Origin of the sequence: Psychromonas arctica DSM 14288, from assembly GCF_000482725.1 — a bacterium.
GTDB classification, from domain to species: Bacteria; Pseudomonadota; Gammaproteobacteria; order Enterobacterales; family Psychromonadaceae; genus Psychromonas; species Psychromonas arctica.
Genome location: NZ_KI519482.1, coordinates 98,189 through 120,168 on the forward strand (window position 1 = coordinate 98,189; position 21,980 = coordinate 120,168).

The following is a 21,980-nucleotide window of genomic DNA, read 5'->3' on the forward strand; positions in this document are numbered from 1 at the left end:
TTTGATAAAATCTAACCATATTATTTTATATATGGCATGACTTAACGTAAATATAAACGGTTTTAAAATGACTAAGAACGAAATGTCAGATAAAAAAATTGCCATTATCGGTGGTGGTATTGCTGGAGCTTCAATTGCACTTTATTTAAGTGAAATAGGTTTACAAGTTGATTTATTTGAAAAAGGGACGAGTTTAGTAAATGGACCTCCTATTTGTCATCTTCATGCTGGTGGCAATTTATATAGAGAAATTTCAGAAGATCAATGTGTGACGTTATTAAAAGAGTCTATAGAAGCACTGCGCTTGTATCCTGACTCGGTCGATTATCGCCCAACAGTGATTGCGATTCCTGAGCAAGATCCAGGACAACCATCAGAACTTTTACCTCGTCTAAAGCGGTTGCAAAGTGAATACCAAAATCTAATTGATGAAGATACTGATAATCAAGTATTGGGCAAAGCCAGTGACTATTATCAACTATTTGAGTTGGAAGAATTACAACAGTTAGCGTTACTCGATGAGCATCAAGTACCTAGTACTGCACAACAATGGATGATTCCATTTGCTAAGCATGTTGACCTGTCTTTATTAAAGTTTCCTGTCGTTTTAGTCCAAGAATTTGGTTGGAATGTGTTTCGCTTAGGCGCAACAGCTGCGCTTTCTTTAGAAAAGAATACACACTGTCAGGTCCACCTAAATGCTAAAATTACAAAAATTGAACAAACTGTTGATAAGAAATGGCAGCTAAGTTGTGATGAGAGTGGTCAAAATACCCAACAGAAGTTTGATTATTTAATTAATGCAGCTGGCTTCAAAACCGGTGAAATTGATGATTTAGCAGGTTTTCATCGTCAACGTTTAGTCGAGTTCAAAGCTGCCTATGTCACCAAATGGCAGGGTACAGGAGGGCTATGGCCTGAGGTTGTTTTTCATGGTCAACGTGGTACGCCTGAGGGGATGGCACAGTTTACACCCTATGCTGAAAATTTAGTGCAATTACATGGTATGACAGAACAAATTACATTATTTGATAATGGCCTGGTTGCTAGCGCTGGAAATAGTTCTCAACCTCAGCTAGATGAGCAGTTTCTTCGCAAAATAGATAAAGGTTGGTTAGCCCAAGAGGTTGCAGAACGTGGGCAACGCGCAATAGCACACTTGGCTCGTTATATTCCTGCTTTTAAAGAAGCGAGCGTAGAGGGTAAACCACTATTTGGAGCACAACAAATACCCGGTGAGGACGCTTCCCTGCGCGCCGCTGGTGTATCTTTTGAAGATGATAATTATGCACGTTGTGAAATAGTCAAAGCCTCATCTGTATTAACTAGTGCCGATGCGTTAACTGAAAAATTGGCGGAATTGGGTTTTGTTGATAAAAGCTTAGTGGGAGCACGTTCGTTTCCAGTGACGCGTTCTATCACTGATCAACAAGTAACCGAACGTTCTGAGTGTTACACGCAGCAACGCGGTTATCCGCTGGCTTTAGCGCATAGAACAGTCAAACAGCCATGATTGATCCATTTTACCTAACGCTTAAATAGACCATTTATTTATCCAGGTTGGTATTACGAGTAGTGATTATAAATAGGGGGATTATCCCCCTATTTATCATTAAATAATAAACGCAGTCTCTTTGTGCTGTAAATTTGAAACACACGATTCATTTACCTTGTGGTCTCATTTGGTCTAAACTTCAAAATCCAATTCGCAGCACTTATCAATAGTCTGCCACGTTTACCAACGCCTCATTAAAAAGCATGTTCACCCATCATCGGAGCGGTTTGATTACTACTAAACAAGCTAGCATGTAAGCGCAACGCATGATTATCCGTTAAGCTAGAAATATAATCTGCAATGACTCGTTGCTCTCGAGACTCATCTCCATTTTGAGCTTTCCATAATTGCTTAGCACCCTCTGGTAGAAAACGTAAGGGGCCTGCTTTAAAGGCCTCAAATAACTCCATCACGATTTGCTGCCCACGGTACTCTAATATTTGCAAATCAGGGCTTTTAATCACGTAGTTTAAAACAAAGCCTTTCAGTATTTCTAACGCTTTAAACATCGCTGGATCTAAGTAGGCATTATAAGCTAATAGAGGATCGATAAATTGCTTATTAACACGTTGAATACTGATTGATGTGATCAGTGAATTTACTAGGGCACCAATCGCATCTTTGCGTTTAAAGTGCTGTAAGGAGAATAGGTTATCCGTGATCTCTTGTAGGTTATCGCTTAGGCAAAAGTGCTCAATTGATGCTAACTGACTCAATACTTTTTCTTGCCATAGTGCTTTATTAATAATGCCCATTGCAATTGCATCTTCAAGGTCATGCACACCATATGCAATATCATCTGCTATTTCCATTATTGAACAATCTAAGGATTTATATTTAGATTTAAGATGCAATTTTGAGTCTACCACCGGCGTTCTTTTACTGCCAAATAACAGTCGGTCACTTGCACATAAAGGAGAAAGAACCGCTTCTAATAGTGCTTTATCGTGATCATAAATACCTTTTGCTGGCATCCATTCTTCAGTTTTTAATTGACGAAAGTTACGACTATTATCTACTGGGTATGACGTACTAATTTCACTCAAGCAAACGGGATACTTTAATAGACCTAATAAACTGCGGCGAGTCAAATTCATGCCATTATGCTCAGTGTATTGTTCAAGTTGCGTTAATATTCTAAAAGTTTGACCGTTACCTTCAAATCCACCGTGTTTAATCATCATATAATTAAGCGCGGTTTCTCCGCCATGCCCAAAGGGAGGGTGTCCAATATCATGACTTAAACAGATAGTTTCGATTAAGTTATTACCAGGCAAAATATATTCAAACTGCGGTTGAATAATTTTTAAATTAGCAACAATACCTGTGCCTATTTGTGCCACTTCCAAGGAGTGCGTTAAGCGAGTACGATAAAAGTCGCTGAGACCATTATTATGAATTTGGGTTTTAGATTGTAAGCGACGAAAAGCAGCTGAATGCAACACTCGTGCTTTATCTCGTTGGAAAGGAGTACGTTGATCTAAACGTCTTTTTTTATTAGGTTCTTCCACTAAACGTTCAAGCCATTGTTCGGCGACGGTTAATGTTGAATTCGAATGGTCAGTCATAGCATCAAGTTTATTTGAAATGTTATTGTTAACTATTGTTGTATTTTTTTCTAAACTCATATTCCCACCATTGTTTGCTAAGCACACAAAAAGTGTAACGTGTTTTTATGCTGAAAAATACCATTAAGTTAGTAGGCTGTAACAGAAAATCTAAAAGCACTGGCTAGGCTTATGGTCAGTTTAGATGGTCAAATTATCTCGTGAAATGCTATTGAGCAGTCAATATATTTTTGATCGGAATAGAAAGTGACTATAAAAAGCAATATAAAAAAGAGCAACGAAATTTTCTGTTGCTCTTCTTAATGTTTTAATAAGCTAAGTGTCTGAATTTATGGCTATATTACTGGCGAATACCTTCTAAAACGATATCTAAATCAACGTAAGTTGATGCGCCTTTCACATTCATACCAAAATCAGCTAACTCTAAGCGTGTTGTACCTTCTAAACCCGCACGGTAATTACCCCATGGATCATCGCCTTGCCCGATCACTTTAGCATCAACAACAACCGGTTTAGTCACTCCATGGAATGTCATATCTCCAGTAATTGCTAGGCCGCCATCGGCTGTTTCAGCAACGCTTGTACTAACAAATTTTGCCGTAGAGAATTTACCCGCGTTAATGTAGTCATCACTTTTAAGATGCTTATCACGCTCAGCATGATTTGTATCTAAGCTAGTTGTATCAAGGTTAATAGAGACTTTAGACGCAGCTACATTTTTGTCATCGTAGCTGAACTGTCCTTCAAATTTATTAAAGCGTCCTTGAATAAAGCTGTAACCTAAATGACTAACTTTAAAGTTAACGAAAGCATGGGTTGTATCTACTTTATAATCTGCTGCGATTGCGCTCATTGGTAAAGCCATTGCTGCGCTTAAAACTGACGCGATGAGTACTTTTTTCATGGTGTTTTCCTTGTTGAGTAAATTTAACGTAGAACTGGGTTGAAATAACTAAAGCATTTTTTTCAGTGTATTATCTTTATCAATGAAATGGTGTTTCAAAGCAGCAAGAGCATGTAAGCCTGATAAACCGATTAATATATAAGCTGCATATTCATGGACTTGCCCTGCAAGATCTTCTTGGTTTTCAATAAATGAGCCTAATCCAGGTACTTCGATCCAATTAAAAATAGCAATACCACGTCCATCTGCTGTCGATATTAAATAGCCAGATAAAAACATGGTGAATAACAAAATATAAATAAGGTAATGTGCGTAGGTTGCTGCTTTTTTTTCAAAAGCTGAGCCTTCAATGCTAGGGCCATTCGATACTAGCTTCCATATCAATCTCCCTAAGGTGATCACCACAAAACATAAACCAAATGATTTATGCCAATGTGGTGCCGTTTGATACCATTCACTATAATAGCTAAGGTCGACCATCCAGTAACCTGCTGCAAATAATCCAATGACCATAATGGCTGAAAACCAATGTAATAGCTTGGCTAGTTTATTGTATGTTACGAGTGAGCTGCTCATTTTAAAACCTTGTCTATAAAATTAATTATTGAGAGTAGTTAACCTTGGGTTAAGAAAAGGTTAAGAATAATACTATCTCCGGCAATCATTTGCCTTCCTTATTACTAAAGAACTGATTTTTGACTTATAAATTTCATTAATAAAACAATTAGTTATTTTAATCTATACGGTGATTTTGTCGCGACACAATATTTGTGTTAACTATGTGATCAATTTGAGTTAAATAATGGTTAAGGAAATTTAATTGCTTTGCCTGATTCTAACCACGTAGGGTATTTTTTCATGCAAGCATTGAATAAATCACTATCCATTAAACCTGCTAACCATTTTTTGACTTGCGGATATGGACTTTGTTCAAACCAAGTTTTATCAACACTAGCAAATTGCCTAATAAAAGGAAAAATAGCCATATCGGCAAGCGTGATATGTTCAGCAAATAGATATGATTGTCGGTTTAAGCGCTGCTCTAATTCCATGATAAAATCTTCTGCTTGCTCGCGGTAATAAGCTTCGCTTTGCTCTGGGTGCCTATCGGCATATTTATATTTATCTAACCATGGTTTAAATTCATAATCGCTGCTATCGATTAACGTTAGCATCTTCGGTAATTGATCCGTTAACCAATGTTCAGGGTCATGCTTAGAGAGTGCCCAGACCATGATCTCCAAACTTTCAATTAAAATTTGTTGCTCATTGAGCTGTAAAACTGGGATAGTTTTATTTGGAGAAATAGCCAGTAGGGCTGGTGGCTTATGTTTTAATACTATTTCTCTTAATTGTACTTTTTGCTCACTGACTGCAATCGCTAATCGTGCCCGCATTGCATAAGGACAGCGACGAAATGAATATAAAATTGGGACCATAAGTGCTCTTTTCAAAAAAGTGATGATTGATTGTGGCAAATTACGATCATAAGTGCATGTTAAATATTTCTTAAATGAGGGTTAAATAGGTGTTGAAGTAGTTGATGTTTGTATTTTACTTTCGTTCTTAACAAGAAGGTGCAAATATCTGCACCCCAAGTTATGCTGTCAGTGATTTTATTATTAGTAAACCGCTAAAATTAATGATCGTGTTTGTGGCTATGTTGAGGACTTTGACTGATATCAGATTGATGAGTCTGCTGTTTAGCCTCGGCTTGTTGTTTTTTCTCACTATTCGCTTGTTGAATTATTTGTTTCGCTGAGCTTAAAAATAACGTTGCTAAAAAGGCTGCAACGATTAAGTCAGGTAATGCACTTTCCGTGACCCATACGCCAGAGGCAGCAACTAATACGACTAAATTACCAATCGCATCGTTGCGACTACATAACCAAACAGAGCGTATGTTGGCATCCCCATCTTTATATTTCATGAGTAATAAAACACTGACCACATTAGCGATAAAAGCGAGAATAGCGATGCTGCCCATAATGGTTGCATCGGGGGTTTCTATGAACCAAAATTTGTAAAGTGTGGATGATAATACCCAAATAGCCATGGCTAATAAGCTAACACCTTTTAACCATGCGACACGGCTACGTAAAGATAATGATTTACCGATCACCCATAAGCTAATACCGTAGGTAAGCGTATCACCTAAAAAATCCAAGGCATCGGCCTGTAATGCTTGAGAGTTTGATTTCACTCCCGCAAACATTTCCACAAAAAACATGATTGCATTGATCAGAATCACTGCCACTAATATTCGTTTATAGACAGGATCCATACCTGTAAAATCTGCCTTATGATTGCAACATCCTGCCATAAAATATACCTTATAGATTGTAAAATGATTATATGAATATAATATATAAGCTCTAGTAACTAGAGGTTCAAGCATTTTATTTAATTATTTTAAAATATATAGGCATCACATGATTTATACGATTGGACAATTAAGTAAAAAAACACAATGTAAAATACCTACCATTCGTTATTACGAAGAGATTGGGTTATTAGATAAAGCATTGCGCAGTGCTGGTAATCAACGGCAATATACAAGCTCACAATGCCAACGATTACATTTCATTCGCCACAGTCGTGCATTAGGCTTTAGTTTAGATGAAATTAGAGATCTACTGAACCTGAATGAATGTCATCAAGCTGATAAAGTAGCGATGAAACATTTAACAGATGTACGTAATAAAATAAAAAAATTACAGCATCTAGAACAAGAATTATTCATGATGATTAATGACTGCCAGAACTCGATATCAGAAGATTGTCTAGTGTTAAAAAAATTGAATAGTATCGCAATAGAGGATGACGCAGACTTATAACTAGAAATGATCTACTCAGCCATTTAAATATTTGCTAAGTAACTGCTAAAAATATAAATTCTTAATTCAATATAAATACAGAGAATACAAATGAAAAAACCGCAACGTGATATTACCCTTCGATTTTTAGCTGAGACACAAGATGTTAACTTTGGAGGCAAAGTTCACGGTGGTGCTGTTATGAAATGGATCGATTTAGCTGCTTATGCCTGTGCTGCAGGGTGGAGTGGACGTTATTGTGTTACTGCTTATGCTGGCGGCATTCGTTTTGTTGCGCCAATTCATGTGGGGAGTTTGGTTGAAGTACTTGCAAAAGTCATTTATACCGGTAAATCATCGATGCACATTGCCTTAGAAGTGAATGCTTGTGATCCAAAATCACTGAATAAACGCACCACTACACATTGTATCGTGATTATGGTGGCTGTTGATCAAAATGGTCAATCAGAGCAAGTGCCACAATGGATACCGGAAACAGAAGCTGATATTAAACAACATGATACAGCAATGAAACTAATGGATATGCGTAAACAAATTGGCGAAGAAATGCAAATTTTTGTTGAGTAATCAATTGCTTTAAAGGTAATGAGCCAATTAAAATCCTTAGGTTAAATTTAGTTGGCTTATTACTTATTGCAAGTTTTGGTGGTAAAGATACTGAAATGAGAATGGTTAACAAATATTCGTTGTTTATGTGTAAATGTCATTAATAATTACTGCCTGTTTTATCATCGATAAATAAGCTTAGATGGAATGAATAGGGTTTGTAAGACGAACTATAAAATGATGAGTATAAAAAATGAAATTAGTATTCAGTAATGAAAATCACCTTATTGTTAATAATGTCAAAAACTTAATTGAAGCGCAATCGATCCAAGTATTTATCAAAAATGAATTTGCACAGGGTGCCTTAGGTGAGACTGCTGTATTTGATTGTTGGCCGGAAATTTGGGTGTATGATGATGCCGATTTTGAACAAGCAGAAGCTATTGCAAATGACGCACAATCTGAAAAATCAGGTACTGATTGGATTTGTACAAAATGTAAAGAAACCAATGCGTCTTCTTTTGAAATTTGTTGGTATTGTCATTATGATAAAAGCCATTAAAGTAAATATTCAATGAATTTTTCAAGTGGCTGTTTTATAGATTATTTATTTGTAAATAATCGCTTTATAAGTCACCGCTCTACAAACAACTATTTCGAAAAATGACGATGCTAAATACAACCATTCCACAAGTTATCAAGCTAAACTGGCAACAAACAATCCCCGTTCGCCATCAGGTCCTTTGGCCTAACGAAGCACCTGAATTTTGTCAGGTAGAAAGTGATGCTGAAGCATTGCATTTCGGCGTGATCTTAAATGAGAAGATAATTTGTGTAGCCTCACTTTACCTTGAAAAAAATACAGCGCGATTGAGGAAATTTGCAACGCTTGAACATTACCAAGGGAGGGGGATCGGCTCATTAATGTTAAATTACCTGATTGATGCATTAAAAATGCTTGATATAAACTATTTATGGTTTGATGCAAGAGCCTCTGCATTACCCTTTTATCAGCGTTTTGGTTGTACCCAAAGTGGTGATATTTTCTATAAAAATACCGTTGCGTATTACAAAATGCATATTCATCTTTAAGATAAATTTTGCTCGTCAATTGTAAGCTCTCGCACGCATATCATGTGTAATTGACTTATATATCTATTTATTGTGCTAAAAATGTCATCAAGCTGCATGATGGCAATATCAATGAACTTAATCGTGCTTTTGTCTATTCACTTATTCTTTTTATATTAATGAGCATTCTTGCCTATGGAATCGCTGGGATTTCAAGATCACCACGTTGGGTCGAATATGGTGCATAAGTGCTAGCCATGGTGGTGGGGGAACTCAGTTGGGTTATTAGGTTTTAAACATCAATCTATGTCGCATTTATCAGGGACTGCTACTTTGTTAGGCTCTGGCATAATTAATTCAGTATTTTATGATTTTATATTCTGCAATTATTATTCTGAGTTTTATTGCTGGCTCGGCTATTTCTGGCTACTTTCTTACGTGGCCGTGCATTAATTTTAGGTCGACATTATAGTGGATTACCGGTGTTAAAAGCGGCTTTTCTTTTAGTCGGTGCAGTTTATAGTAGGTGCAGTTTATTTTTATGACTTGATTCATTGAATGGTCATTATTTAGCTTCGGCTGCATGTGGTTTGCAAAATGTGCAAGCGACAACCTATAGTGACGCCGTGATCTGTATAACACATGTCACGGGTATCTTTACCGATTTAGCGGTCATGATTGGTGCTAAGTTTAGAGTTGAACCGTTTGATAAAAGAAAAGGATTGTTAGTAAGCTTAATTATCGCTGGTTTTATTGTTGGTGGGTCATTGGGTGCGTAGCTATTTGAGTTATTTAAGTTTCAGGCCTTATATATTCCAGCTTTAATATGTGTATTACTTGCTCTTCCATATTCACTTTATAACGCAAAGCCAGCTAATTAAAAAATAATCACTTTTTGAAAAAAGCTAAGATTGTAGTCATATATTTATTTGAAATTTTTAGCGTTAAGAACGACTAAGCGTAGGTTCTTGACCAATCACTGAATGTAAACTAAATTTTTGTCGTTGTGATCAGCGAATGGAATTCACTGTCATGCTTTGATAATGTTATTTGATAGGATTCCAATATGTGTCGAAAGTATAAAGTCACTATCAAGCTCGTCCTAATTGGTTAACTAGGAATTTACTTACCTTAATGAAAAATAATGTTTCAATGAAAACGATTACCTTTAAACAGTTGCAACTCCGCTTGTTGCTGTTTCTATTTGTTTTATTTACTAGTGCAGTTTTTAGTTATCGCCATTTTATTGAATTACCGCATTTAAAACAGAGTATCAGTAAATTGTCTGAAAGAGAGCTAGATACTTTAACTTATGGAATTAAGAGTAAATTGGATTTACTCTTCCGCGTTAACTTTGATTATGCTGTTTGGACATCAACCTATGAATTTATTCGCACTCTAGATCAAGAATATATTGAAGAAAATACAGTTGATAATACATTTTTCAGCCTAGGGATAGATGGTATTTTTTATTTAGATGAAAATCTTAAACCTATTTTTACAAAGGGTTTCCATCACACTAAACGTATAGATCTTAAATTTTCATTCTATGAATTCGATAAATACCCTGTTAATGCAATGATCTTTCCTGAGCCGATTATTAGTAATGGAGCACCTAATAAACTTGGTTTTATTAATACTCAACATGGGCCGGCTATGTTTAGTACAACGCAAATTAGAGATTCGCACATGAATGGTGAAAATCGAGGTTATTTGGTCATGATACAATTGTTGGAGAAGCCTTTTATCACTGACTTATCACGAATCACTTTAACTGAAATTAACTATCAATCTCCAATAAACAACATACCTGATTCAGATTTAATTAGTTGGGGTGTAAAACCTGAACAAATAACAATATCACCGTTCAGTTATATTGTGTTAGAGGATGCTAAAGGTAAGGCCGTTTCTATATTAAAAATGAAGCATGCGATTGGTAAAATACCAAATTTAATTAATCAACAAAGTGTCTTCTTTACTGCACTTATTAGTGTGTTGATTTATTTGGTTTACCTTGTTTTAGTGATGACTATTATTGATCCTGTAAAAAAGCTAGCAAAGGAAATAAAAGAGCGAGAAGGTATCCAAAAATTCTGTCCATTAAATGAGTCATTTATTGTAGCTGAGCTAGCTTTAGTGTCTCAAAATGTCAATAAATTGATGTTGACAGTGCAGGAGCAAAATAAAATTTTATCGGAGCAAGCCAATACCGATCCTTTGACTAAAATATTAAATCGTCGTGGGTTGATCAATGCTTTAGAAATACACAAAAAACTCTGTATTCGTAACAATATTACTTTCACAGTTGTTATGGCAGATATCGACCATTTCAAAGCTTATAACGATGCATTAGGCCATATACAAGGTGATGTAGCTTTGAGCTCTGTAGCTGACATGCTTAATCAAGAATGTCATCGTAGCACTGATATTTGTGCGCGTTATGGCGGAGAAGAGTTTGTGCTGCTGCTGACGGGAATATCCAGCGAGGATTTGGATAAGAAGCTGAACCATATAATAAATAAAATACAGCAACTCGCTATACCACACCCAGACTCTCCAACCGCTGATTATATTACAGTCAGTATGGGAGCAGTTACTATTAAACCGACTGAGATCGTCGATTTTGATATCGCATTAAGTGCCGTATTTAAAATTGCAGATAATGCCATGTACCAAGCAAAACACTCGGGACGTAACTGCTTTGTGGTGAGGGAATGAGTAACAAATTTCACATTGAAGCTGCTTAATTAATATTCGCAGTCGTCAATGCTAAGTTATCTGATGTAAGGAAGTAAATGTTAACCATCACCAATGTTGCTTATGGCCAGTATTAATCACTAAATCCTTGATGAATGAACTGCTGTCTTAATTGCACAAAGTTCTCCTCTGTACATTGTAAAAATTGCATCGCAAAGTTATATCCCTCAGGTTTAAATTTATCAAGCTTTGCTAATTCATATTCATTCATAATGATATGCATCGCTTCTTGTACTAGCTCTGCTTCATCTTCACCAATCAAGGTTTCTGGTGGATCGAAGTGTGTCACCATCCAGTCTTGAAGTTGTGCATTATCAATTTCGCTTTGTTCCCATAAGGTCAGGGTATCAATCAGCTGTTGTTTTGTGACAATAGGTTGAGTCATTGGATATCTCTCTGCTGGTATTGAATAGTAGTGATTAATGTTGATCATAACTGATCATAGGCGGGATAACTAGTTGCTGATCATGACGATCCCATTTTACCAAGCCTGAAAAGGGGCAAAATGGGTGGTTGTGTAAGGTGTTGAATAGTTAATAATGCTTTAATACACTTATTTATGATTTATATCGTATTTAAATCTCTATTATCTAAGGAACTATTTTGCGCAAATGGGTTTTTTAGGCATAATTAATGACTATCTTTTACTGACACATCACTTTCACCTGAGTCTCTTCTGTAGAACAGACTTAATTTGTTCAGGATCGATAATAAGTGATTGAATAGAATGATTAATTGATGAAACAGTAACAATAAAAATGAAGGGATGCTAGTGGCAGAAATAGATAATAGGGAGTTTATCCGCTTGAACCAAGTGAATTGTGGGGAACTTGTACATTTACAAATTATTACCGCCACTAAACCGATACGTTTAAAAACACGTCTAATTGGTGTTGATCCTAATATGTCGGTTATTTTGGCATTTGGCAACGATGCTACTTGGGAAAAAGCGGCGCCTCATATTAAAGAATCAAAAGACGTTATCGTTCGCTTTATGAATAATGAAGATCAACAAGCTAGTGTGATTGCATTCCGATCTTCAATACAAAAAATAATGACTATTGCAGGGCGTTGGTTAGTTTTAGACTATCCTAAAGCGATTGAATCTGCTGAATTACGTCAACATCTTAGAGTCGCTGTAAAAATAGAAGCATCTTTACTAGATAGTGATGCTAACTCAGTTCTGGTAGCAGGTGTTTTAAGTGATATTTCTATTCAAGGTTGTGCTTTTATTACTCGTCAAAAAGAAGCATTAGACCTACATAACTTATACCGTCTGTCGATCACCTTTGAAGATGAAAGCGTTGGTAGTAGTGCTGATAAAAGTATTCAGCTATCTGTGGCTTTAAAAAATATTCAAACATCAATTGCTAATGGCCATACACAGTATGGGCTTGCTTTTATGACCCCAGAAAAAGAGACCAAACTAAGTATTCAAAAATTACTTTTACACCATTTACAAAAATAGCATTAGTTCTATCAATTACTATTTCTTGCTGTATCGCTATGCTGATACAGCTTAAATTAAAAATAGTTAAGCTGAAGTCACTCATTATTTTAATACAGGGAAGTTTATGACCTATTTTATTATATTAATCGTCAGCCTATTCACGATGCCGGCGATTGCTTCAAGCCAGGAACTTGATTATTTTGGTGGTAGCTTTGAAAACGATCTCTTTTTTGATGACGATGGAGGCTATAGTAATGGTTTGATGGTGAACTGGGGATATTATGATATCGATGCCCTAGACAGTGATAGCTTGCCTAATTGGATCGCATATTTAACGGATAGAACATATTTAAGCTCCCTAGCAAATAGACAATACGCAATTCATTACAATCTTGGTCACTTTATTCAAACACCTGTCGATATTAAACAAACCACGCTCATTGAAGAAGATGCTCCCTATGTTGGTCTTCTAGCTTGGGAAGTCAATATACTTGCTTATAATCAATCTATTATCGATGACCTCAGCTTAACAATTGGCATTGTAGGTCCTGCAGCTGGTGCCAAAGAGCTACAAAAGTCGGTCCATGAACAACTCAGTGCCAATCAGCCCATGGGCTGGGATAATCAAATAGATAATGAAGTTGTTGTAAGGTTACAACTAAAGCGCTTATGGCGTAATGCTAGCGTTGACCTTGGAAGTTCTGAGATTGATTTTATTTCTGGCCTTAGTGCAGGGGTTGGGAACTTATTATCCGATGCAAGTGTTGGTGTTGGAGTTCGTTGGGGACAGCAATTACAATCGAGCTTTGCTTCGAGCACGCCTTTTCCGATACAGCAATTAAAAGGGCAAACACCCAATGCAACTGGTTGGTATATATTTGCTAATTTATCAGGTTCTTATGTATTAAATGATATTTTCATCGATGGTAATACTTTTAACAGTAGCCATCATGTTAATTTAATTCATTTGCAAACTGCAGCAACAGTCGGTGCGGTGTTTAATATTTCTCATTGGAACTTGATGTATAGCCTGACCTATTCTTCCGACCAATATAAAGATCAGTCGGAAGATAGCCGTTTTGGTACACTTTCAGCGGCCTATCATTTCTAATAAATTAGTGGTTTTTGAGCTTTGCCGTTTAAATTTTATTCACCACAATGTTGTTTTGATCGAGGCGGATAAAGTGAAGCCTACTCATTCTAAGCAAATTTTATCCAACAAAGAGCATAACGCCTTGTGGTGAACCCGTAGAGCAACGTTTGCTGACTATTTCTACTGCATTTTCGCTTATTTGTGGGGATAACCACAAATAAGCTCAGTCTTGTATAAAAAGCCTGCAACGCGTTGCAAAAATAAGCTTGAAAGATAAACAGCCGCTAATAACCCATACTTAATGAAGAAGGAGTACGGGGATCGGAAGCACCGAATAATCCGCTGTCTTTCTTCATGATACTTTGTGTACTACCCATGGTAGATTGAAGTTTTAGTTTATGCCCTTTAGCTTCTAATAGTTTGATTGTATCCGCATTTAAACCTGATTCTATACGAATATAATCAGGTAACCATTGGTGGTGAATACGTGTTGCTGAAGTTGCTTCTGCGACATTCATACCATAATCGATAACATTAGAGATAACTTGTAATGTTGTTGTGATAATACGAGAACCGCCGGGTGTACCAGTCACCATAAATAACGCGTTATCTTTTAAAATAACCGTTGGACTCATTGAGCTAAGTGGGCGCTTACCGGGGGCAATTGCATTTGCTTCGCCACCAATTAAACCATAACCATTAGCATGGCCGGGTTTAGCTGAAAAATCATCCATTTCATTATTTAATAAAACACCTGTTCCTTGTGCAACAATACCCGACCCGTAACTATAATTTAAGGTATAAGTATTAGTCACCGCATTGCCCCATTTATCAACAATACTAAAATGTGTTGTTTGGTTACTTTCATAGGGTAAGTTAGCATCAGGTTGTACATCTTTGCTTAATGTTGCTTGATTTGGATTAATACCCGTGACTAATTGTTTAGCATACTTTTTGCTGATTAATGTTTTTACTGGTACTTTTACAAAATCACTATCACCTAAGTGTAAACTACGGTCTGCATAAGCGCGGCGCATACTTTCAACTAAAGTATGAATATGTTGTGCGCTATTGTGTCCCATTGTAGTGATATCGTAGTTTTCTAGCATATTAAGAATTTGTACAATATGTACACCGCCCGAAGAAGGTGGCGGCATAGAGAAAACTTGATAACCACGGTAAGTCCCTTTAATAGCTTCACGCTCTACTATGTTATAATTTGCTAGGTCCTCTTCATTGACCACGCCATCAGCTTCTTTAATACTGCTGGCTATAGCCTTTGCAACTGGCCCTTGATAAAAACCTTTTTCACCTTGCTCGCTGATTAAAGTTAACGTTTTTGCTAAATCAGTTTGTTTAAGTAGATCACCGGCTTGATAATTTGAGCCATCTTTTTTATAAAAGATACTGCGCGTGTTAGGCCATTGACTAAGACGCTGTTGCATTGCTGTCAACGAGTTAGCTAAGTCTGCAGTTACCTCAATGCCTTGTGCGGCTAGCTTAATCGAAGGTGCCATCAGTTGTTCACGAGATAAGCTTCCGTAAGTTTTACGGGCATGCTCTAAGCCCATCACTGTGCCCGGAGTACCAATCGCTAGACCATGAAATTTAGAAAGGTCAGGAACCACTTCACCTTCTGCATCAAGGTACATATCACGCGATGCGCTAGCAGGGGCTTTTTCTCGATAATCAATGGCGATCACTTGTTTTTTATCTGCAAGGTAGACCAACATAAAACCACCACCGCCTAGGTTACCTGCTCTTGGTAAGGTGACTGCTAATGTATAACCCACTGCAACGGCTGCATCTACTGCATTACCGCCTTGTTTTAAAATATCGAGACCAATTTGAGTAGCAACCGCCTCCTGCGTTGCGACCATACCACTTCTTGCCCACACAGGATGATGAATCGCCATCTGGCTATAAATAGCAGTTTGTGGAGCAGGAGTTGTAATGATTGGTGTTTCAGTCACCACCGAAGTGACCGCAAATACACTTTGGCTTACGGATAATAACAAACAGGATATGAATATATTGTTGAGAGGCTTGCTTACTGTCTTTTTAATCAGAGCTAACATAATGTTGTTCCTTATTTGGCAGTGGTGCGATAGGTTATTTATAACATTGTTGTTCTTTTATATAAGTGCATACAGATTGTGGAGTTAAAAAGTTAATACTTTTATTTGTTGCGAGTAAATCGCGTATTTCAGATGACGATATGGCCAACTGTGTTGTACTTTGAAAATAAATATGGCCCGACAAAGAACGATGTAATTGAGTAGGGTTGCTTATTTGATGTTTTCTTAATAATTCACTGATAACGCTATTGAATTGAGGGTCCCAGCCGGGTCGGTGGCTGACAACTAAATGACAATAGCTCAATATTTCTTGATATCGATACCAAGAGTCAAATTGAATCAGTGAATCCATGCCCATAATAAAGCACAAAGGTGTCTCAGGATACTGTTCTCTTAGCAGTTTTAAGGTGTCGATCGTATAACTGTGAGAAGGTCGTAAAAGTTCTTGTGTAGTGAGTTGCAAAGTTGGTGTATCTTGAATGGCTAATTGCACCATATCAATACGTTGTTGCGCACTGGCCATGCTTTTGGCTTTATGTGGAGCGATATAATTAGGCATTAAGTATAGCGCTTGTAAAGCCAAAGCTTGTTGGATTTCTAGTGCAGGGCGCAGGTGTCCAAAATGAATGGGGTCAAAGGTGCCCCCTAAAAAACCTATTGCTGTTTGATTGCTTTTATTCATAGCAAGGTATCCTTAAGGGCTAGCTCTATTTTAAAAATTGATAACAGATCGCATCTAACTGTAACCAAGTATCTGATTTATTTTCAACCTTAACCGAGACCTCTAATTGCGCACATTGAATCAGCATATTTTCTAATTGTTTGGTTTTTAGTCGGGTTAAAGCATTCGTTACTAAGGCTTGTTTCGCAGGCCACAGTTTTGGTTTTTGTTGTGCCAATAAAGCAGCTAATGGCTGTTTTTTGAGTTGATAGGCATAGGCAAGTAGCTTTTGTATTTCACTACTTATTGTTGCACTGAGTAACAATAATTCAGTGCCTTCAGCATGTAGTTGCTTGATGATACGTGAATTACGCGCTTTATCACCAGCCAAAAGGCTATCCACCCACTGGAATAGACTAAAGTGATTATGAGTGGTAATACTTTGTTCTACCTGAGTAAGGTGTAAATGTTGTTTAGGAAATAAAATAGAGAGCTTTTCTATTTCCTGTTTGGCGGCTAATAAATTACCTTCAAAATGTAACACCAGAAAATCGATAACTTCCGAATTAGCCGTTAAACCAACAAATTTAAGGCGCTGAAATAACCATTGTGGAAAGCGTTGTGGTAACAGGGCATTGGTTGAAATAAATAAACCTTGTTGCTCTAACTTATTAAACCAGACACTTTTTAATTGTTGGCTATTAAGTTTTGGCCCCTTTAACACTAATAGAATATCTTCATTTAAAAGTGGAGTGATTTCACGAATAAAATCAGTATTTTCTTTGGTTGTTTTAGAAAGGGTGAGTTCAATAATTTGCTTTTCAGAGAATAAAGACAAAGTATTAAATTGACTAAAGATTTGGTCTTTATCGAAATTTCCATCCAAACTATAGCTAAAACGCTCTAGAAAACCTTGTTTTTTGGCATGAGATTGAATCTGCTCGAAAGCTTCAATGGACAGTAAAGGTTCATCGCCGAAGATTAAACAACAGGTCGGCAGTTTTTTTTGAATATGACTGCTTAATTGCTCTGGATAAATGCGCATTGAAATTACTCAGCCGATGGATCTTGCATGCTTAACATAGTCGAAATAACATGATCTGCTGCCACCGCACGTAACTCTTTGGTCAATAATTCCGCTTCTCGAGATTTGGCTAAGGCTTGTGTTGAATCGTCTAGAAAATCTCGATACAAATTAACACTAAAATCACGGGGGGTATAATTAGGCAGCTTCAAAGAATACTTCATGACATAACCAATTTCTTTTTCTGCATTCTGAGCATTGGCATATAAAGAGATGGTACGTTCACTTTGACGTTCTGATTTAAGGTGTAATATTGCAGAACTTGGTGATGATTCTGTTAAAATTTTAATATTTGCACCACGTAAGCGTAATCTCACTAAGCGCGCTAATTCACCCTTTGGATTATTAGTTTGTAAGTAAATCTCTGGAAATTTTTCAACTAAACCATTGTTATGTTTAAGGTGAAATCCACAGCCACTAAGAAAAAAAGTCATGATCAACGTTGTTAATAACAACTTATGACGATAAAAAGCTTGAAGGTTAAATGAGTGCATAAACAGCCTTTTGATAGCATTTAATTGAGGTTAGAGAACAAACGAGGTTTGCTATTGTATTTAATAACAAACCCCTCAATCTAATTAAATAAAGTGAGGGGTTTGTTAAAATAAATGAGTAACGCTCGCTATTAAAATATTACTTTTTAACGTTAATTACTCATTAATTCTACTTATTAACAGCTAGTTAGCAATGATTAATTAGCAGCGATTAATTTGCAACAATGTTAAGTAGTTTACCTGGTACATAGATAACTTTACGTACGGTTTTATCTTCAGTAAATTTACTCACATTTTCATCTGTATTAGCAAGTGCTTCAACGTCTGCTTGCGTTGCATCAGCAGCGACAGTTAACTTTGCACGTAGTTTGCCATTTACCTGTACAACAATCAGTTTTGATTCTTCAACAAGTGCCGATTCATCAACCGTTGGCCATGGTGCAGATAAAATATCGTCTTCAGAACCTAATAAAGTAAACAATTCAGCACAAATATGCGGCGTGATAGGTGATAACATTTTCGTCACTGCAACTAATGCTTCTTGTAAAATAGCACGATCTTGTGCAGCTTCAGTTGGTGCTTTAGTCAGTTTATTCATCAACTCCATCACTGCGGCAATCGCTGTATTAAAGGTTTGGCGACGACCTACATCATCACTTACTTTAGCAATAGTTTTATGCAACTCACGACGTAAAGTTTTTTGATCATTATTGAATGCTTTGATATCTAACGTTTCTACTTCACCTAATGCGACATGCTCAAATGCTAATCTCCATAAGCGTTTAAGGAAACGTAATGAGCCTTCTAAAGCTGAATCAGACCATTCTAGTGTCTGCTCTGCAGGTGCTGCAAACATCATAAATAAACGCACACTATCTGCGCCGTATTTATCTATCATCACCTGTGGGTCAATACCGTTATTTTTTGATTTAGACATTTTGCTCATGCCATCATAAATAAGCGCTTGACCGTCAGCTGTTTTAGCTGATATTACTTTACCTTTTGCATCTGTTTCTGTGATGGCTTCCGTTGGAGAAACCCAAACTTTGCCACCTTTTTCATCTTCATAGTAATAAGCATCTGCTAATACCATACCTTGAGTCAGTAATTTTTTGTAAGGTTCATCACAATCTACCAATCCAAAATCACGTAATAATTTATGGAAAAAACGTGAGTATAAAAGATGTAAAATAGCGTGCTCAATACCACCGATGTATTGATCTACCGGTAACCAGTAATTCGCTTTAGCGGGATCTAACATTTTATCGTCACTTTGCGGGGAACAATAGCGTGCGTAATACCAGCTTGATTCCATAAAGGTATCAAAGGTATCAGTCTCATGGGTCGCAGGTTGACCGTTATAAGTTGTTTTAGCCCACTCCAGGTCGGCTTTGATTGGCGAAACAATGCCGTTCATGGTGACATTTTCAGGTAACACAACCGGTAATTGATCTTCAGGTACAGGGACAACAGTGCCATCTTCAAGTGTTAATGTTGGGATTGGCGCACCCCAGTAACGTTGGCGAGAAACTCCCCAATCACGTAAACGGAAGTTAACTTGTCTTTTGCCTTTATTCTCACTTACTAATCGTGTTTCTACCGCATCAAATGCTGCAGTAAAGTCTAAGCCATCTAATGCAGTGAATTCACCAGAATTAAAGCAAACGCCTTTTTCTGTATAAGCTTCATTACTTACATCTACCTCTGCATCAGCAGGTTTGATCACGGCTTTAATATCTAGACCATACTCTTTGGCAAATTCGTAATCGCGTTGGTCATGAGCCGGTACAGACATAACCGCACCAGAGCCGTAACCCATTAATACAAAGTTAGCCGTCCAAATAGGAACTTCTTGTCCAGTGATCGGATGGATTGCTTTCAAGCCCGTATCGACACCTTCTTTAGGCATCGTTGCTAATTCAGCTTCCGCTAATTTAACGTTTTTACAGCTTTCACAAAATGCTGCTAATGTCGGGTTAGATTTTGCAGCTTCTAGTGCTAGTGGGTGCTGCGCAGCGACAGCAACGTAAGTTACCCCCATAACAGTATCTGGACGAGTAGTATAAACAGAGAAGGTTTGATCACTGTTTGCCACTTTAAAGTCCATCTCAATACCTTCTGAGCGGCCAATCCAGTTACGTTGCATAGTACGTACTTGCTCAGGCCATTCGTCTAGTTGATCTAAATCGTCTAATAATTCTTGTGCGTAAGCAGTAATTTTTATAAACCATTGTGGAATTTGTTTTTGTTCAACAACAGCTCCTGAGCGCCAGCCGCGTCCGTCAATCACTTGTTCATTGGCTAATACAGTCTGGTCAACAGGATCCCAGTTAACCGTAGCCATTTTTTTATACACTAAGTCTTTTTCTAATAACTTAGTGAAAAACCACTGTTCCCAACGGTAATATTCGGGTTGGCATGTTGCTAATTCGCGACTCCAGTCATAACCAAAACCTAGCTGTTTAAGCTGTGTTTTCATGTAAGCAATGTTTTCATAGGTCCAACCTGCTGGTGCAGTATTGTTTTTTAGCGCTGCGTTCTCTGCTGGTAAACCAAATGCATCCCAACCCATTGGTTGCATTACATTTTTTCCTTGCATACGTTGGAAGCGAGAAACTACATCACCTATGGTATAATTACGCACATGTCCCATGTGTAACTTGCCGCTTGGGTATGGAAACATTGAGAGGCAGTAATATTTTTCTTTTGATGGATCTTCTGTCGCTTTAAATGATTGATTGTCATCCCAATGCTTTTGGAATTTCGCTTCAATTTCTTTAGGGTTGTATAATTCTTGCATATTCAGTCTGCCTGCAATCAAAAATGGAATGATAATGGTGCGTTAGGATACAGGAGCAGGCGCTTGGCAACAATATTTATGAAGAATGAAGCTGATTTTTTTAAAAAAAATGAATTAATGAGAACAAGAACGGTCAAATATGACAATTAATTGATCATAATTTCTGAAAATTGTCGTAAGGTTATATAGTTAAGGATTTCCCCGACATTAAACATGGAGGCCACGTGGCTAAATTACATCAAGAGTTACTAGTTAACGATCAAGAGTTCGAGCTGCTATCTGAAATGTTGCTTGAAACTGAAATCATGAATGGTAAAGAACATAAGTACGATATTTCTGGTCAATCTGGTGGCAAAGAAGCCCTATTGTTTCAGCTTGGGTTAGCAGATGATTTGCAATTAGTAGCAAATTACGGTGATCACCACCTTGTTTTTCCAGTGCAAATGGAAATGGGGGATTTCACTAATTTCAGTATGTCATTAAAATCACCAAAAATTTACGAAACAGGTGAACATCTTCGTTCTTGGCGTTTAGCTGCTGATAAAACGATGAGTATTGTTAATGAGGCCGGTGAACTGTTGCCTTATCATGTTAAAGACTTATCAGCGTCTGGTATTTCCTTATTAATTGAAGATAATGAAAATGCTGCATTACCCGAGGTCCTCAATAATCTGTATTTACAATTACCAGACCGTGAACGCCTCCCTATTTGTGGTTCGCAAATACGCCGTATTGATCAGCATACTGTCGCTTATTCATTGGGCAAAGGAACAGACGATTCCGTGCTATCTTCATTAACTGAATACTTATTCGAATGTCATGCGGAACAACATCCTGAAGCGCATATAAGTCGATTTAAGTAATTGTTTTGTTTGAAATTTAGTCTTAATGTTGTTTATTTAAACTGTTTGTTCGATTATTCGCCAAGCAGTTTTTTTTTGTCAAAATAAACTTTACAACAGTGAGGCTAGTTCTGTATTATTCACCTCGTTCTGCGGAGGGGTGGCAGAGCGGCTGAATGCACTGGTCTTGAAAACCAGCGAGGGTTAATAGCTCTCCGAGAGTTCAAATCTCTCCTCCTC

21 protein-coding genes and 1 tRNA gene are annotated in these 21,980 nt (G+C 37.2%); 11 read left to right on the forward strand and 11 right to left on the reverse strand.

Annotation, left to right across the window (positions count from 1 at the left end; translation table 11 throughout):
- The first annotated feature begins 67 nt into the window (after positions 1 to 67).
- On the forward strand, positions 68 to 1,513 hold the full coding sequence (locus tag H592_RS0118100; RefSeq protein ID WP_028870021.1) for an FAD-dependent oxidoreductase: 1,446 nt from the start codon (positions 68 to 70) through the stop codon (positions 1,511 to 1,513).
- A gap of 236 nt (positions 1,514 to 1,749) precedes the next feature.
- Here H592_RS0118100 and H592_RS0118105 read toward each other — a convergent pair whose 3' ends face one another.
- The 5 genes from H592_RS0118105 to H592_RS22755 all read right to left on the reverse strand — a co-directional run bounded on the left by H592_RS0118105 (position 1,750) and on the right by H592_RS22755 (position 6,350).
- Entirely contained in the window at positions 1,750 to 3,123 is a 1,374-nt protein-coding gene (locus H592_RS0118105; protein WP_028870022.1) for an anti-phage deoxyguanosine triphosphatase, read from the reverse strand.
- A 340-nt stretch (positions 3,124 to 3,463) separates the two neighbouring features.
- Positions 3,464 to 4,027 carry a YceI family protein gene (locus H592_RS0118110; protein ID WP_028870023.1) on the reverse strand — a complete coding sequence of 188 codons (564 nt, stop codon included), beginning with the start codon at positions 4,025 to 4,027 and terminating at the stop codon, positions 3,464 to 3,466.
- Positions 4,028 to 4,075: 48 nt separating this feature from the next.
- Complete coding sequence (locus H592_RS0118115; RefSeq protein ID WP_028870024.1) at positions 4,076 to 4,603, reverse strand: cytochrome b; 528 nt, start codon at positions 4,601 to 4,603, stop codon at positions 4,076 to 4,078.
- Between the two features lie 230 nt (positions 4,604 to 4,833).
- The gene (locus H592_RS0118120) at positions 4,834 to 5,466 is read right to left on the reverse strand and encodes a glutathione S-transferase (protein ID WP_028870025.1); all 633 of its coding nucleotides are present in this window, start codon (positions 5,464 to 5,466) and stop codon (positions 4,834 to 4,836) included.
- A gap of 200 nt (positions 5,467 to 5,666) precedes the next feature.
- Positions 5,667 to 6,350 carry a cation efflux transmembrane domain-containing protein gene (locus tag H592_RS22755; protein WP_051369253.1) on the reverse strand — a complete coding sequence of 228 codons (684 nt, stop codon included), beginning with the start codon at positions 6,348 to 6,350 and terminating at the stop codon, positions 5,667 to 5,669.
- A 109-nt stretch (positions 6,351 to 6,459) separates the two neighbouring features.
- On the opposite strand from H592_RS22755, the gene H592_RS0118130 reads away from it, so the two are divergent.
- The 6 genes from H592_RS0118130 to H592_RS0118155 all read left to right on the forward strand — a co-directional run bounded on the left by H592_RS0118130 (position 6,460) and on the right by H592_RS0118155 (position 11,199).
- Positions 6,460 to 6,864, forward strand: a complete 405-nt coding sequence (locus H592_RS0118130; RefSeq protein WP_051369254.1) for a MerR family transcriptional regulator — start codon at positions 6,460 to 6,462, stop codon at positions 6,862 to 6,864.
- Between the two features lie 90 nt (positions 6,865 to 6,954).
- Positions 6,955 to 7,431 carry an acyl-CoA thioesterase gene (locus H592_RS0118135; RefSeq protein WP_028870027.1) on the forward strand — a complete coding sequence of 159 codons (477 nt, stop codon included), beginning with the start codon at positions 6,955 to 6,957 and terminating at the stop codon, positions 7,429 to 7,431.
- A gap of 232 nt (positions 7,432 to 7,663) precedes the next feature.
- The gene (locus tag H592_RS0118140) at positions 7,664 to 7,972 is read left to right on the forward strand and encodes a putative signal transducing protein (RefSeq protein ID WP_028870028.1); all 309 of its coding nucleotides are present in this window, start codon (positions 7,664 to 7,666) and stop codon (positions 7,970 to 7,972) included.
- A 107-nt stretch (positions 7,973 to 8,079) separates the two neighbouring features.
- On the forward strand, positions 8,080 to 8,502 hold the full coding sequence (locus tag H592_RS0118145) for a GNAT family N-acetyltransferase (protein WP_037072140.1): 423 nt from the start codon (positions 8,080 to 8,082) through the stop codon (positions 8,500 to 8,502).
- A 533-nt stretch (positions 8,503 to 9,035) separates the two neighbouring features.
- Positions 9,036 to 9,260 carry a DUF1275 family protein gene (locus tag H592_RS24840; protein WP_028870030.1) on the forward strand — a complete coding sequence of 75 codons (225 nt, stop codon included), beginning with the start codon at positions 9,036 to 9,038 and terminating at the stop codon, positions 9,258 to 9,260.
- Between the two features lie 355 nt (positions 9,261 to 9,615).
- The gene (locus H592_RS0118155; RefSeq protein ID WP_028870031.1) at positions 9,616 to 11,199 is read left to right on the forward strand and encodes a sensor domain-containing diguanylate cyclase; all 1,584 of its coding nucleotides are present in this window, start codon (positions 9,616 to 9,618) and stop codon (positions 11,197 to 11,199) included.
- A gap of 112 nt (positions 11,200 to 11,311) precedes the next feature.
- Here the strand turns inward: H592_RS0118155 and H592_RS0118160 are convergent, their stop codons facing one another.
- A complete protein-coding gene (locus H592_RS0118160; protein WP_028870032.1) occupies positions 11,312 to 11,623 on the reverse strand; it encodes a hypothetical protein in 312 nt (103 codons plus the stop codon).
- Between the two features lie 387 nt (positions 11,624 to 12,010).
- Between H592_RS0118160 and H592_RS0118165 the strand changes: the two genes are divergently transcribed.
- A complete protein-coding gene (locus tag H592_RS0118165; RefSeq protein WP_028870033.1) occupies positions 12,011 to 12,706 on the forward strand; it encodes a PilZ domain-containing protein in 696 nt (231 codons plus the stop codon).
- Positions 12,707 to 12,812: 106 nt separating this feature from the next.
- Positions 12,813 to 13,799, forward strand: coding sequence for a lipid A deacylase LpxR family protein (locus H592_RS0118170; RefSeq protein ID WP_028870034.1), 987 nt, complete (start codon positions 12,813 to 12,815; stop codon positions 13,797 to 13,799).
- Between the two features lie 266 nt (positions 13,800 to 14,065).
- Here the strand turns inward: H592_RS0118170 and ggt are convergent, their stop codons facing one another.
- The 5 genes from ggt to leuS form a co-directional block, all read right to left on the reverse strand.
- Entirely contained in the window at positions 14,066 to 15,859 is a 1,794-nt protein-coding gene (gene ggt, locus H592_RS0118175; protein ID WP_156916155.1) for a gamma-glutamyltransferase, read from the reverse strand.
- Between the two features lie 34 nt (positions 15,860 to 15,893).
- The gene (gene nadD, locus H592_RS0118180) at positions 15,894 to 16,541 is read right to left on the reverse strand and encodes a nicotinate-nucleotide adenylyltransferase (protein WP_028870036.1); all 648 of its coding nucleotides are present in this window, start codon (positions 16,539 to 16,541) and stop codon (positions 15,894 to 15,896) included.
- A 25-nt stretch (positions 16,542 to 16,566) separates the two neighbouring features.
- Positions 16,567 to 17,565 carry a DNA polymerase III subunit delta gene (gene holA / locus H592_RS0118185; protein ID WP_028870037.1) on the reverse strand — a complete coding sequence of 333 codons (999 nt, stop codon included), beginning with the start codon at positions 17,563 to 17,565 and terminating at the stop codon, positions 16,567 to 16,569.
- Between the two features lie 5 nt (positions 17,566 to 17,570).
- Positions 17,571 to 18,098 (reverse strand): LPS-assembly lipoprotein LptE, encoded by a 528-nt coding sequence (locus tag H592_RS0118190; protein ID WP_028870038.1) that lies wholly within the window; start codon positions 18,096 to 18,098, stop codon positions 17,571 to 17,573.
- 211 nt (positions 18,099 to 18,309) lie between these two features.
- Positions 18,310 to 20,898: a leucine--tRNA ligase gene (leuS, locus tag H592_RS0118195; protein ID WP_028870039.1), complete on the reverse strand. Its 2,589-nt coding sequence runs from the start codon at positions 20,896 to 20,898 to the stop codon at positions 18,310 to 18,312.
- A gap of 224 nt (positions 20,899 to 21,122) precedes the next feature.
- Between leuS and H592_RS0118200 the strand changes: the two genes are divergently transcribed.
- Complete coding sequence (locus H592_RS0118200; protein ID WP_028870040.1) at positions 21,123 to 21,761, forward strand: PilZ domain-containing protein; 639 nt, start codon at positions 21,123 to 21,125, stop codon at positions 21,759 to 21,761.
- 133 nt (positions 21,762 to 21,894) lie between these two features.
- Positions 21,895 to 21,980: transfer RNA gene (locus H592_RS0118205), tRNA-Ser, on the forward strand.

Excerpts from the sequence above, each read along its gene's own strand:
- H592_RS0118135 (WP_028870027.1), top strand. The coding sequence starts at position 6,955 with ATGAAAAAACCGCAACGTGATATTACCCTTCGATTTTTAGCTGAGACA.
- ggt (WP_156916155.1), bottom strand. The coding sequence starts at position 15,859 with ATGTTAGCTCTGATTAAAAAGACAGTAAGCAAGCCTCTCAACAATATA.
- H592_RS0118130 (WP_051369254.1), top strand. The coding sequence starts at position 6,460 with ATGATTTATACGATTGGACAATTAAGTAAAAAAACACAATGTAAAATA.
- H592_RS0118160 (WP_028870032.1), bottom strand. The coding sequence starts at position 11,623 with ATGACTCAACCTATTGTCACAAAACAACAGCTGATTGATACCCTGACC.
- H592_RS0118115 (WP_028870024.1), bottom strand. The coding sequence starts at position 4,603 with ATGAGCAGCTCACTCGTAACATACAATAAACTAGCCAAGCTATTACAT.
- nadD (WP_028870036.1), bottom strand. The coding sequence starts at position 16,541 with ATGAATAAAAGCAATCAAACAGCAATAGGTTTTTTAGGGGGCACCTTT.
- holA (WP_028870037.1), bottom strand. The coding sequence starts at position 17,565 with ATGCGCATTTATCCAGAGCAATTAAGCAGTCATATTCAAAAAAAACTG.
- H592_RS0118120 (WP_028870025.1), bottom strand. The coding sequence starts at position 5,466 with ATGGTCCCAATTTTATATTCATTTCGTCGCTGTCCTTATGCAATGCGG.
- H592_RS22755 (WP_051369253.1), bottom strand. The coding sequence starts at position 6,350 with ATGGCAGGATGTTGCAATCATAAGGCAGATTTTACAGGTATGGATCCT.
- H592_RS0118190 (WP_028870038.1), bottom strand. The coding sequence starts at position 18,098 with ATGCACTCATTTAACCTTCAAGCTTTTTATCGTCATAAGTTGTTATTA.
- H592_RS0118100 (WP_028870021.1), top strand. The coding sequence starts at position 68 with ATGACTAAGAACGAAATGTCAGATAAAAAAATTGCCATTATCGGTGGT.
- H592_RS0118145 (WP_037072140.1), top strand. The coding sequence starts at position 8,080 with ATGCTAAATACAACCATTCCACAAGTTATCAAGCTAAACTGGCAACAA.
- H592_RS0118140 (WP_028870028.1), top strand. The coding sequence starts at position 7,664 with ATGAAATTAGTATTCAGTAATGAAAATCACCTTATTGTTAATAATGTC.
- H592_RS0118110 (WP_028870023.1), bottom strand. The coding sequence starts at position 4,027 with ATGAAAAAAGTACTCATCGCGTCAGTTTTAAGCGCAGCAATGGCTTTA.
- H592_RS0118155 (WP_028870031.1), top strand. The coding sequence starts at position 9,616 with ATGAAAAATAATGTTTCAATGAAAACGATTACCTTTAAACAGTTGCAA.
- leuS (WP_028870039.1), bottom strand. The coding sequence starts at position 20,898 with ATGCAAGAATTATACAACCCTAAAGAAATTGAAGCGAAATTCCAAAAG.
- H592_RS0118170 (WP_028870034.1), top strand. The coding sequence starts at position 12,813 with ATGACCTATTTTATTATATTAATCGTCAGCCTATTCACGATGCCGGCG.
- H592_RS0118105 (WP_028870022.1), bottom strand. The coding sequence starts at position 3,123 with ATGACTGACCATTCGAATTCAACATTAACCGTCGCCGAACAATGGCTT.